Raw genomic sequence first — 13,213 nt, forward strand, 5'->3', positions numbered from 1 at the left:
TCGCTACGAGGTTGATTCGCAGCAGGGCCATTAGCCCGCAGTGGCTTATACATCGTCGTATTTTTTGTACAATCTATACAGCCCTGCTAGCTCTGTAGCTAAAATTCGTTTTGCTTCTCTTTCACTACACATCAAACGTATCTGCCCCGGTCATTTGCCAAATCCGGAGACAAAACTGCGCACGTATGCTGATCTGCATAGCTGAACAACCACCAAAAGTGCAATCGCCTGCACGAATGATACAGCGCTCCTCCCCCATTTCAACAAAACCGACTTGCGGGCCATACTTTTGTATCGCCACGCCGGTGTTCCTCATGCCTGAATGCCAGTAAAGACCACATTATGCCTTCGGTTACTCAGCTTGACCTTGAGGTATAGTTGACTATGCGACCACTGGCTCATATCCCGCCAGTAGTAATTTCGAGGGCAAGGAAATGTGCACTTACTCCCTTACCCCGATACAAGCCGAATGTTCAAAAGGCGTCCAGAGTTTCCGACGATCTCAGAGTATTGTGCGTAAATTGCGTTTTCTAGCTACTCTCTCTGATCAGGGACAAACACTGCCAATTGAATAGCAGCCATGAGCACATGGTTTGCAGGTATCCACTTGATAATATGACTCATATGACTCAGCTTGCGACGACCGGATGGAAAACCATATCGCACGCCGACCATTAATATTCGCTAAATTTACCAGTTTGCTCTGTTAATTTACGGCAAGACCGTCAATACGTATGCCTGAAACCTAGGCGAAGTCAGTCATACATTCACGCTTACCACGGCACACGGAACTGCATTCGCATTGTTTATTTGAGATGCCATGCAGCTTTGGACAAGGTGAGCATTCTCACCTGATTAGACAATGTTCTGCTGGAACATAAAGATTGCTTGATCACTAAAAAATTACAGTCTCAATTAAGCGAAACGCTTGAGCACAAAAGCAAGCACCTGAGACCCAGAAAAAAGGTTCCCGGTACTCAATCAAGGACACCTAACAATACATACAGTCAACTTGTAGGAAATATCTTGTATTGCACGTTTATATTGATCGCGCACCTTAAATTTCGTTTACCAGTCAGCGCGCAAGAGCCTCTCATATTAACCCTATGAGAGACCTCTAAAGCGATCTCAGGACTCGACCAACACCTTGCGCTTTAATCTGGCAGCTTTGCGCCTGAAGGCCAAAAAACCCATTGCCGGCCCAATCGCCATACCTACCAGCAAGGCACCTATAAAAAACAGCGATTGCGGCAGCTGAGCAGTGTGCCAACCCAAAAAGACCAATGCCGTGGGCTGCTGGTTTTCGAGTATGAAGATCACAATCCCGAAAATTATGATCAGGGCAAGCACCACTAACACTGCACGTTTGACGCTACGCATCGGCAACTCCTGTTCCCTGAAGGATTAAATGTCGTCTTCCTCATCTTCATTGACTCGATCCCGTAGCTCTTTGCCCGGTTTGAAATGAGGAACAAATTTTCCATCCAGACTGACTGACTGACTGGCCAGTCTTAGGATTGCGACCAACGCGGGGTGCTCGATAATGCAGCGAGAAGCTGCCAAAACCACGGATTTCGATCCGATCACCGGTCGCCAAGCATTGGGACATTTGTTCAAGCATAGTCTTGATGGCCAACTCTACATCCTTGGATGAGAGCAGCCCTTGATGGGTGACAATTCGTTCGATCAACTCCGACTTCGTCATATTTTTCCCTTCTTTTTCAAGCAGCTAGATCAGCGCTTCAAAGGTTTTAGCATGATCAATTGATTTTGAACAGCCCAGGGATTGACTTATCTTTGCAAACATCGACCCCCTCTCAAGACACCCATCAGGCTTAAGCCATAACCATAGTCGACAACAACCCCCTTCCAGGACCTCTCACAGCTCGCGCGACATATACGCGCGTTCTTCCTAGGCCAGCGCATGGGCGACCAGTAGCCGCGCCCACACAGGAAATCATGAATGAATGGATTTTCCGCACTTAAATCGCAGGCACAAAAAAGGGCGACCGAAGTCGCCCTTTTTAATGGTCAATCAGAACTTAGTTCTGTTTTTCCATTTGTGCACGCAGCAGGTCGCCCAAAGTGGTCGGACCAGCAGCGATCTCAGAGGTAGCTGGCTTGTCGCGCAGGCTCTGGATTGCTTCCTTCTCGTCTTCAACGTCTTTCGACTTGATGGACAGTTGGATTACGCGGCTTTTGCGATCAACGCTGATGATCTTGGCTTCTACTTCTTCGCCTTCTTTCAGAACGTTACGTGCATCTTCGATGCGGTCACGGCTGATTTCGGACGCTTTCAGAGTAGCTTCGATATCGTTGGCCAGAGTGATGATGGCGCCTTTAGCGTCAACTTCTTTCACGATGCCCTTAACGATTGCGCCTTTGTCGTTCTCTTGTACGTACTCGGAGAACGGATCGCTTTCCAGCTGCTTGATACCCAGGGAGATGCGCTCACGCTCTGGATCAACAGACAGGATAACGGTGTCAAGCTCGTCGCCCTTCTTGAAACGACGTACGGCTTCTTCGCCAACTTCGTTCCAGGAGATGTCGGACAGGTGAACCAGGCCGTCGATGCCGCCGTCAAGACCAATGAAGATACCGAAATCGGTGATCGACTTGATAGTGCCGGAGATTTTATCGCCCTTGTTGAACTGGCCAGAGAAATCTTCCCATGGGTTAGATTTGCACTGCTTGATGCCCAAGGAGATGCGACGACGCTCTTCGTCGATGTCCAGAACCATAACTTCCACTTCGTCGCCGACTTGTACGACTTTCGAAGGGTGGATGTTTTTGTTGGTCCAGTCCATTTCGGAAACGTGCACCAGACCTTCAACGCCTTCTTCCAGCTCTGCGAAGCAGCCGTAGTCAGTCAGGTTAGTTACACGAGCGGTAACACGAGTGCTTTCTGGGTAACGGGCTTTGATAGCAACCCATGGATCTTCGCCCAGCTGCTTCAGGCCCAGGGAAACACGATTGCGTTCGCGATCGTATTTCAGAACCTTGACATCAATCTCGTCGCCAACGTTGACGATTTCGGAAGGATGCTTGATACGCTTCCAAGCCATGTCGGTGATGTGCAGCAGGCCATCGACGCCGCCCAGATCGACAAATGCGCCGTAATCCGTGAGGTTTTTAACGATACCTTTAACTTGCTGGCCTTCTTGCAAGGATTCCAGCAGAGCTTCACGCTCAGCCGAGTTCTCTGCTTCAAGAACGCTGCGACGCGAAACAACAACGTTGTTGCGCTTCTGGTCAAGTTTGATGACCTTGAATTCCAGCTCTTTGCCTTCCAGGTGCGTGGTGTCGCGCACTGGACGAACATCAACCAAAGAACCTGGCAGGAACGCACGGATGCCGTTAACGTCGACAGTGAAGCCGCCTTTAACCTTACCGTTGATAACGCCCTTGACCACTTCTTCTGCTGCGAAGGCTGCTTCCAGAACGATCCAGCATTCAGCGCGCTTGGCTTTTTCACGGGACAGCTTGGTTTCGCCAAAGCCGTCTTCGACCGCGTCCAGCGCAACGTGAACTTCATCACCGATGTTGATGTTCAGTTCGCCAGCGTCGTTGTGGAACTGCTCCAGCGGGATGAGGCCTTCAGACTTCAAACCAGCGTGAACGGTAACCCAACCAGCTTGGTAATCGATATCAACGATGATAGCGGTGATGATCGAGCCAGCCTGAAGATTCAGGGTTTTTAGGCTTTCTTCAAAGAGTTCTGCAAAGCTTTCGCTCATTTTAATTCCTGTTGATCAAGGGCGAAGGAATACGCCCATCTGCCACATTCCAGACAATGTGGGTTACGTTTATATAAAAGAAGGCACGCAGGACTATTTCTGGTCTCCTGCACGCTTTCTTGGTCATCAGGCAATATCGCGAAGTGCGATTTCACTCATGATGCGTTCCAGCACCTGCTCGATGGATAACTCCGTAGAGTCCAGCTGTATGGCATCAGCCGCCGGTTTTAGCGGGGCTATTGCACGCTGCGTATCACGCTCATCGCGGGCACGAATCTCATCTAGCAGACCCGAGAGACTAACATCATCGCCCTTCGCCTTCAACTGCAAGTAACGGCGACGGGCTCTCTCTTCAGCGCTAGCCGTCAGAAAAATCTTCAACGGGGCATCAGGAAATACCACCGTGCCCATGTCACGACCATCGGCAACCAGGCCTGGAAACTCCTGAAAAGCACGCTGTCGCTGCAATAAAGCATCCCGAACAGCCGGCAAAGCCGCGACTTTCGAGGCCCCAGCTGCAACCGCCTCACTGCGAATGGCGTGAGTCACCTCATCACCCTCCAGAATGATGCGAGCTGGCTTGCCGTCGGTCGCCCCGACGAACTGCACATCAAGATGCGCCGCCAATTTTTCCAGTAGCGCCTCATTGTCGAGTGCAACACCGTGATTACCTGCAGCAAACGCCAGCAAGCGGTACAAGGCACCGGAATCCAGCAAGTTCCACCCCAGGCGCTTGGCCAGGATCCCGGCAACCGTACCTTTACCGGAACCGCTAGGACCGTCGATGGTAATGACCGGTGCCGAAACCATCACGAGTTCGCCTCTTCAGCTACACGCATACCCACTTGCTTGCACAGCGCAAGGAAGTTCGGGAACGAGGTCGCCACGTTAGCGCAGTCGTGAATACGTATTGGAGCGGTCGCACGCAACGACGCCACGCTAAAGGCCATCGCAATACGGTGATCGCCGTGACCATGAACCTCACCGCCACCGATAGTGCCGCCATCAATGATGATGCCATCTGGTGTCGGCTCGCACTTCACACCCAGCGCCAGCAAACCATCCGCCATCACCTGAATCCGATCAGACTCCTTGACCCGCAACTCTTCTGCGCCACGCAGGATCGTACGACCCTCGGCAACCGCAGCCGCCACGAACAGCACCGGGAACTCATCAATCGCCAACGGCACCAACTCTTCAGGAATTTCGATCCCTTTCAGCTTGGCGGCACGCACACGCAGATCAGCTACTGGCTCACCGCCCACCTCCCGCTGATTCTCAAGGGTGATATCGGCCCCCATGAGACGCAAAATGTCGATAACGCCAGTACGGGTGGGATTGATACCTACGTGCTCAAGCAGCAGATCCGAGCCTTCGGCGATCGAAGCAGCCACCAGGAAGAACGCCGACGACGAAATATCGCCCGGCACTTCAATATGTGTCGCGGTCAGCTTATGGCCCGACTCAACCGAAGCAGTAGGACCATCAACCGTAACCGGGTAGCCGAAACCTTGCAGCATGCGCTCGGTGTGATCGCGAGTCGGCGCAGGCTCGGTGACCGAAGTCTTGCCTTCTGCGTACAGGCCCGCCAGCAACAGGCAAGACTTAACCTGAGCACTGGCCATCGGCAAGGTGTAGCTCATGCCTTTCAGAGCGTGACCACCGCGGATAGTCATTGGCGGACGACCTTCAGCTGCGGTCTCGATCACGGCGCCCATTTCGCGCAGTGGGTTGGCTACACGATTCATAGGCCGCTTGGTCAGGGAAGCGTCACCGGTCAGGGTAGTATCAAAGCTTTGCGCGGCCAGCAGGCCAGACAACAGACGCATCGAAGTACCCGAGTTCCCCAGATAAATGGGGCCCGGCGGAGCTTTCAAGCCATGCAGGCCAACTCCATGAATGGTCACACGACCATGGTGGGGGCCTTCAATGACCACTCCCATATCGCGGAATGCTTGCAGCGTTGCCAGGGCATCTTCACCCTCAAGGAAACCTTCCACCTCGGTTGTGCCTTCGGCCAAGGAGCCGAGCATGATCGAGCGGTGAGAAATGGATTTGTCGCCTGGTACGCGGATCCGGCCAGTAACTTGACCACCAGGATTTGCCAAAAAAATCAGATCGTTGGAATTCATAGCGTCCACATATGCCCGGCGGGCCAGGATTTTACTGAAATGCTCGCGGGCAACCCGGGCGCGTGTAAAGACGCCCAACAATTGATGCCCATCCCCTGCATCGACCGCGTCGCGCAAAGCGTCGAGATCACTGCGAAATGTATCCAATGTGCGCAGCACCGCCTCACGATTCGCGAGAAAAATGTCATGCCACATTACCGGGTCGCTACCCGCGATTCTTGTGAAATCACGGAAGCCACCCGCTGCGTAACGGAAGATATCCAGATTCTCGTTGCGCTTGGCAAGAGAGTCCACCAGCCCGAAAGCAAGCAAGTGAGGCAAATGGCTGGTTGCAGCCAACACCTCGTCATGGCGCTCGACCTGCATATGCTCAACATCTGCACCCAGGGCGCGCCACATTTCATCGACCAGGGCCAGCGCATCAGCATCGGTTTGGGCCACAGGCGTCAAAATAACCTTGTGGCGCTCAAACAAGCTGGCGTTCGAGGCCTCGACACCGCTTTGCTCAGAGCCGGCAATAGGGTGACCCGGGACGAAACGCGCGGGCATACCACCAAATGCATGTGCGGCAGCACGCACGACATTGCCCTTGGCGCTGCCCACATCCGTGATCACTGCCTGACCAAGGTCCATGCCAGCCAAAAGGCCAAGCATTTTCTCCATGGCCAGAATCGGTACCGCCAACTGAATCACGTCAGCGCCTACACAGGCAGTTGCCAGATCCGCCTCACAACGATCGACCACGCCCAACGCCACAGCCATGGCACAGGACTCGGGATCAAGATCAACACCGACGACTTGCGCGCACAAACCGCTCTCACGCATCCCTTTGGCGAAAGAACCGCCAATCAGGCCCAGGCCGACAACGACCAAGCGACCGATAACAGGTTTAACAGATTGCACAGACATTACATCAACCACGAGCAAGAACCTTGGCCAGCGCCTCAAGCAAACGGATATTCTCCGCCGGCAAACCAATAGTGATACGCAAATGGTTCGGCATGCCGTAGTTGGCGACCGGACGCACGATCACCCCTTCGCGCAACAACCCCTGATAGACGGGAGCCGCCTCACGACCGAGGTCCAGAGCGATGAAGTTGCCCTTGGATGGAATCCAGCCCAAGCCCAACTCCCGAAATCCGTCCTGCAACTGCTGCATCCCGGCCTCATTTAGCCGTCGGCTTTGAGTCAGGTAATCCGTATCTTTCAGGGCCGCACACGCGGCGGCCAAAGCCAGGCTGTTGACGTTGAATGGCTGACGGACGCGATTCAGCACGTCAGCAACCACTGCAGTCGACAGGCCGTAACCCACTCGCAGGGCGGCCAGACCATAAGCCTTGGAGAACGTGCGCGAAACGAGCAAGTTGGGATACGCCGACAAAAACTCCAGACCGTCCGGCAGATCACCGCCTTGGGCGTACTCGATATAGGCTTCGTCCAGCACCACGAGGACGTGCTCGGGAACATCCTGCAAGAACTCGTTCAGCGCATCGACGCCAAACCAGGTTCCGGTCGGGTTGTTCGGGTTGGCAATGAACACCACACGGGTATTGCTGTCGATAGCGCCAAGCATGGCAGGCAAGTCATGCCCCCAATCCTTGGCCGGTACGACCCGTGCCTGCGCGCCCACTGCCTGGGTAACGATCGGATAGACCGCAAACGCGTGCTCACTGAATACGGCGTTCAGGCCTGGCGCCAGATAAGCACGAGCCACCAGCTCCAGAATATCGTTCGAACCATTGCCCAGCGTTACCTGATCCAGCTGCACTGAGCACAGTTCAGCCAGCAGGCTCTTGAGCGCAAAACCATTGCCATCCGGATAGCGTGTCAGCTCTGCCAACTCGGTGCGAATGGCTTCGAGCGCCTTGGGGCTCGCACCCAAAGGATTTTCGTTACTGGCTAGCTTAACAATTGTGGCCGGATCAAGATCCAGTTCACGCGCCAGCTCATCCACAGGCTTTCCCGGGACGTAAGGCGAAAGTTGTTGCACGCCCGGCTGTGCCAGGGCGAGGAAATCACCGCTCATGTTTTATCGCCTCAGAGAACCGCTTTCGGGTAAGAACCCAACACTTTAAGCGCTACAGCTTCTTGACTGATTTGCTCCAGGACACTTTTAACCAGTGGGTCGCGGTGATGGCCAGCAAAGTCGATAAAAAACACATAGGTCCATTTACCGCTACGCGAAGGACGCGTCTCAATGCGCGTCAGGTCGATCCCGTTTTCATGAAACGGAACCAACAATTCATGCAGCGCACCAGGACGGTTGCTCATCGAAACAATGATTGAAGTCTTGTCGTCGCCGGTAGGCGGGACTTCCTGACTGCCGATCATCAAGAACCGCGTGGAGTTATCCGGACGATCTTCAATTTTTTCGGCAAGCCGGGTCAAACCATACAGCCCTGCAGCCATATCGCCTGCAATCGCGGCAGAGTTCCACTCCCCCTTAACCCGCTTGGCAGCCTCGGCATTGCTCGACACCGCAATACGCTCGACATTCGGGTAATGCGCATCCAGCCACTTGCGACACTGAGCCAGCGACTGCGCATGGGAGTAGATACGGCTGATACTGTCAGTCTTGGTATTTTCACCCACCAGCAGGTGGTGGTGGATACGCAGCTCGACTTCGCCACAGATCACCATGTCATGCTCAAGGAAGCTGTCGAGCGTGTGGTTGACCGCGCCTTCGGTGGAGTTTTCCACCGGCACCACACCAAAATTCACCGCACCCGCTGCAACTTCACGGAACACTTCATCAATGGCGGCCATTGGTTTGCTGATGACCGCATGACCAAAGTGCTTCATCGCGGCGGCTTGGGTAAAGGTGCCTTCCGGGCCGAGATAAGCCACTTTCAGTGGCTGCTCCAACGCCAGGCAAGAAGACATAATTTCGCGAAACAGTCGCGCCATCTCTTCGTTGCCCAACGGGCCTTTATTACGCTCCATGACGCGCTTGAGCACCTGAGCCTCACGCTCAGGCCGGTAAAATACCGGCACTTCGCCTTCAGCCAACGAAGCCATTTTGACTCGCGCCACTTCCTGGGCGCAGCGCGCGCGCTCGCTGATCAGCTCCAGAACCTTTTCGTCCAGGCTGTCGATGCGCAGTCGTAGCGCCTTGAGTTCTTGTTCGGACATTAGCCGTGTTCCTTTTCGAACTCTGCCATGTAAGCCACCAACGCATTAACCGCATTGATATCCACAGCGTTATAGATCGAAGCACGCATCCCACCCACCGAGCGATGCCCTTTGAGGTTCAGCAGCCCACGCGCCTCGGCACCCACCAGGAATGGCTTGTCCAGACGATCATCCGCCAGACGGAACGGGACGTTCATCCAGGACCGGTCAGACACATTGATCGGATTACTGTACAGACCACTAGCGTCGATGAAGTCGTACAGGGTGCGCTTTTTGACTTCATTAAGCTTGCCGATAGCCTCAACACCACCCTGCTCTTTCAGCCACTCGAACACCAGGCCGGACAAGTACCAAGCCAGCGTTGGCGGCGTGTTGTACATCGAGCCGTTGTCGGCTGCGACCTTGTAATCGAGCATGGTCGGGCAGATCGAACGCGCACGACCCAGTAGGTCCTCACGAATGATGTTCACCACGATGCCGCTCGGACCAATGTTTTTCTGGGCGCCTGCGTAGATCATGCCGAAACGGGAAACATCTACCGGACGCGACAGAATGTCCGAGGACATGTCTGCGACCAGTGGCACATCGCCCGTTTGCGGAATCCAGTCGAACTCCAGACCGCCAATGGTTTCGTTTGGCGCGTAGTGAACGTAGGCCGCGTCTTTGGACAGGTTCCACTCGTTCTGACCGGGAATCGCAAAGTAATCGTAAGGCTTGGCGCTGGCTGCCACGTTGATGTGACCGAAACGCGAACCTTCTTCAATGGCCTTCTGAGACCAGATACCGGTATCGATGTAATCCGCCTTGCCATTTTCAGGCAGCAGATTCAGCGGAATCTGAGCAAATTGCTGGCTTGCGCCGCCTTGCAGAAACAGGACTTTGTAGTTCGAGGGAATAGACAGCAGGTCACGCAAATCCTGCTCAGCCTTGGTCGCAATGGATACGAACTCATCGCTGCGATGGCTCATCTCCATGACCGAGAGGCCCTTGCCATGCCAGTCGAGCAACTCGGACTGGGCACGCAACAGGACAGCTTCAGGTAGCGCAGCAGGACCTGCGCAGAAGTTATAGGCTCGTTTGCTCACTTCCACTCTCACTCTGATTTGGTGGTCACGCAATAAATCAACACTCGACACATTGTTATTTGTAGAAGCGGGCTTGCTCGCGATACAGGCAGTAATGTCTATCTGATATACCGCACTGATGCCATCGCGAGCAGGCTCGCCCCCACAGTGTCACGAACTTTCATTCTGGACATACAACAAGGGGGCGAATTCTCATCCGCCCCCCTGTGTGTCCGCTTATTGCTGCGGCTCTTCTTCGTCAGCGCCAGCCTCTAGCGGCTGCTCGTCGTCAACGCCATCGATGATGGCCTCACCGTCGAACTCTGCACCGCCTTCACCCTCACCTTCAAGCTCTTCACCTTCAACTTCCGAAGGTTCCTGAACCCGCTCAAGCCCTACCAGCGTTTCATCACTGGCAAGCTTGATCAAGGTGACGCCCTGAGTGTTACGACCCAGGCTCGACACTTCGTCGACACGGGTACGCACCAGAGTGCCCTGATCGGAGATGAGCATGATCTCTTCGCCGTCCTGCACCTGAACCGCACCGACCAGACGGCCGTTACGATCGTTGCTGACCATGGCGATAACGCCTTGACCGCCACGCTTGTATTCAGGGAACTCACTGATCGCCGTGCGCTTGCCATAACCACGCGCCGAAGCGGTGAGGATCTGGCTACCTTCTTCAGGGATCAGCATCGAAATCAGCTTCTGACCTTCTGGCAGACGCATGCCGCGCACGCCGCGAGCAGTACGGCCCATGGCACGTACATCGGACTCTTTGAAACGTGTCACCTTGCCACCGTCGGAGAACAGCATGACTTCGCGCTCACCATCGGTGATCGCAGCGCTGATCAGCACGTCGCCTTCGTCCAGTTCCAGCGCGATCAAGCCAACGCTGCGCTGACGGCTGAAGGATTCCAGCGGGGTCTTCTTCACGGTACCGTTAGCGGTTGCCATAAAGATGAAGTGACCTTCGGTGTATTCCTCAACCGGCAGCATGGTGGTGATGTACTCACCCTCACCCAGCGGCAACAGGTTGACCAGCGGACGACCACGGGCCGCGCGGGACGCTTCAGGGATTTCATACGTCTTGAGCCAGTACACCTTGCCTTTGCTGGAGAACAGCAGCAGCGTGGTGTGACTGTTGGCGACCAGCAGATGAGCGATGTAATCCTCATCCTTGACGCCAGTAGCCGATTTACCTTTACCGCCACGACGCTGGGCCTGATACGCAGCCAACGGCTGGGTCTTGGCATAGCCACCATGGGAAATGGTTACAACACGCTCTTCTTCCGGAATCATGTCACCCAGTGTCAGGTCAAGACGGTGATCCAGGATTTCAGTACGGCGCACATCGCCGTATTCAGCACGAATGACTTCCAGTTCCTCACGGATCACTTCCATCAAGCGCTCGGCGCTGTTCAGGATGCGGATCAGCTCACCGATCTGGTTGAGGATTTCCTGGTACTCGGCCAGTAGCTTCTCGTGCTCAAGGCCGGTCAAACGGTGCAGGCGCAATTCAAGAATCGCCTGAGCCTGCTCTGGCGACAGGAAGTACTTGCCTTCGCGCAGGCCATATTGCGGATCAAGGTTGTCGGGGCGGCACGAATCGGCACCGGCACGCTCAACCATGGCTACTACCGCACTCGACTCCCAAGGCGTGCTGATGAGAGCTTCCTTGGCTTCAGACGGGGTTGGCGAGGCCTTGATCAGCGCGATGACCGGGTCGATGTTGGACAGGGCAACCGCCTGTCCCTCAAGAATATGACCACGTTCACGGGCTTTGCGCAGTTCGAAAACAGTACGGCGGGTAACTACTTCACGGCGGTGACGAACGAACGCTTCCAGCAGATCCTTGAGGTTAAGGATGCGTGGACGGCCGTCGATCAGCGCAACGATGTTGATACCGAAAACACTTTGCAACTGGGTCTGGGCGTAGAGGTTATTAAGGATAACCTCAGGCACTTCACCGCGGCGCAGTTCGATCACGACACGCATACCGTCTTTATCAGACTCGTCGCGCAGCTCGGTGATACCTTCGAGCTTCTTCTCTTTAACCAGCTCGGCGATCTTTTCGATCAAACGCGCCTTGTTCAACTGGTAAGGAAGTTCAGTGATCACTATCTGCTGACGACCACCGACCTTGTCGATGTCTTCGATCATCGAGCGGGCGCGCATGTAAATACGGCCACGACCGGTGCGATAGGCTTCGATGATGCCGGCGCGACCGTTAATGATCGCAGCGGTTGGGAAGTCCGGGCCCGGAATGAACTGCATCAGCTCATCAATGCTCAACTCCGGGTTATCGATCAGCGCCAGGCAACCGTCGATGACTTCACCCAGGTTGTGCGGGGGAATGTTGGTGGCCATGCCCACAGCGATACCGCTGGAACCGTTGACCAACAAATTGGGAATTCGCGTCGGCATGACGGCCGGGATCATTTCCGTGCCGTCGTAGTTCGGCACCCAATCCACGGTTTCCTTGTGCAAGTCGGCCAGTAGTTCGTGGGCCAACTTGGTCATGCGCACTTCGGTATATCGCATCGCAGCCGCATTATCGCCGTCGACCGAACCGAAGTTGCCCTGACCGTCTACCAACAGGTAGCGCAGGGAGAATGGCTGAGCCATTCGAACGATGGTGTCATAAACAGCGGTATCACCGTGCGGGTGATACTTACCGATTACGTCACCGACCACACGGGCAGATTTCTTGTACGGCTTGTTCCAGTCGTTGTTCAGTTCGCTCATCGCAAACAGCACACGCCGGTGCACGGGCTTCAAGCCATCGCGTGCATCAGGCAGTGCTCGCCCGACAATTACGCTCATCGCGTAGTCGAGGTAGGACTGTTTCAGCTCGTCTTCGATATTGACCGGGAGGATTTCTTTGGCCAGTTCGCCCATGAGAAGCCTGATTCCTTTTTCGGGTGAAACTTCGCCACATCCATTCGGGACGAACGAAGCTCGCCGCCGCTGGCCACGTGCCACGCAACGACTTACGACAAATCAACAAGTTATGTCACGGATTTGCGCAGTAAGGGCAACCCTTGCGGGCTACCCTGGAAACCGCCGAATGTTATCACAATCGCCGCCACGCACCTATCCCTCAGATGCGCATGGAATGACGCGTGTCGGCCTGAAGGGGCTCAGA

Annotated in this window: 8 protein-coding genes and 1 pseudogene; all 9 read right to left on the reverse strand. The window is 54.8% G+C overall.

Features of this window, described 5'->3' with window-relative positions; genetic code table 11:
- Positions 1–1,128: 1,128 nt before the first annotated feature.
- Positions 1,129–1,380 (reverse strand): lipopolysaccharide assembly protein LapA domain-containing protein, encoded by a 252-nt coding sequence (locus tag TU76_RS20610; RefSeq protein WP_019826773.1) that lies wholly within the window; start codon positions 1,378–1,380, stop codon positions 1,129–1,131.
- Between the two features lie 24 nt (positions 1,381–1,404).
- Positions 1,405–1,705, reverse strand: a pseudogene (ihfB, locus tag TU76_RS24940) (integration host factor subunit beta).
- 337 nt (positions 1,706–2,042) lie between these two features.
- On the reverse strand, positions 2,043–3,737 hold the full coding sequence (gene rpsA, locus TU76_RS20615; RefSeq protein WP_019826775.1) for a 30S ribosomal protein S1: 1,695 nt from the start codon (positions 3,735–3,737) through the stop codon (positions 2,043–2,045).
- Positions 3,738–3,863: 126 nt separating this feature from the next.
- Positions 3,864–4,547: a (d)CMP kinase gene (cmk, locus tag TU76_RS20620; RefSeq protein ID WP_019826776.1), complete on the reverse strand. Its 684-nt coding sequence runs from the start codon at positions 4,545–4,547 to the stop codon at positions 3,864–3,866.
- The gene (locus TU76_RS20625) at positions 4,547–6,778 is read right to left on the reverse strand and encodes a bifunctional prephenate dehydrogenase/3-phosphoshikimate 1-carboxyvinyltransferase (protein ID WP_048352429.1); all 2,232 of its coding nucleotides are present in this window, start codon (positions 6,776–6,778) and stop codon (positions 4,547–4,549) included. The genes cmk and TU76_RS20625 overlap by 1 nt, the downstream gene beginning before the upstream one ends.
- A 4-nt stretch (positions 6,779–6,782) precedes the next feature.
- Entirely contained in the window at positions 6,783–7,895 is a 1,113-nt protein-coding gene (gene hisC, locus TU76_RS20630) for a histidinol-phosphate transaminase (protein WP_019826778.1), read from the reverse strand.
- 11 nt (positions 7,896–7,906) lie between these two features.
- Entirely contained in the window at positions 7,907–9,001 is a 1,095-nt protein-coding gene (pheA, locus tag TU76_RS20635; RefSeq protein ID WP_016780245.1) for a prephenate dehydratase, read from the reverse strand.
- Positions 9,001–10,086: a 3-phosphoserine/phosphohydroxythreonine transaminase gene (gene serC, locus TU76_RS20640; RefSeq protein ID WP_019826781.1), complete on the reverse strand. Its 1,086-nt coding sequence runs from the start codon at positions 10,084–10,086 to the stop codon at positions 9,001–9,003. Before serC ends, pheA begins: the two co-directional genes overlap by 1 nt.
- A gap of 216 nt (positions 10,087–10,302) precedes the next feature.
- Complete coding sequence (gene gyrA / locus TU76_RS20645) at positions 10,303–12,966, reverse strand: DNA gyrase subunit A (protein WP_046809987.1); 2,664 nt, start codon at positions 12,964–12,966, stop codon at positions 10,303–10,305.
- Positions 12,967–13,213 lie beyond the last annotated feature (247 nt).

Source organism: Pseudomonas psychrophila, from assembly GCF_001043005.1.
Lineage (GTDB): Bacteria > Pseudomonadota > Gammaproteobacteria > Pseudomonadales > Pseudomonadaceae > Aquipseudomonas > Aquipseudomonas psychrophila.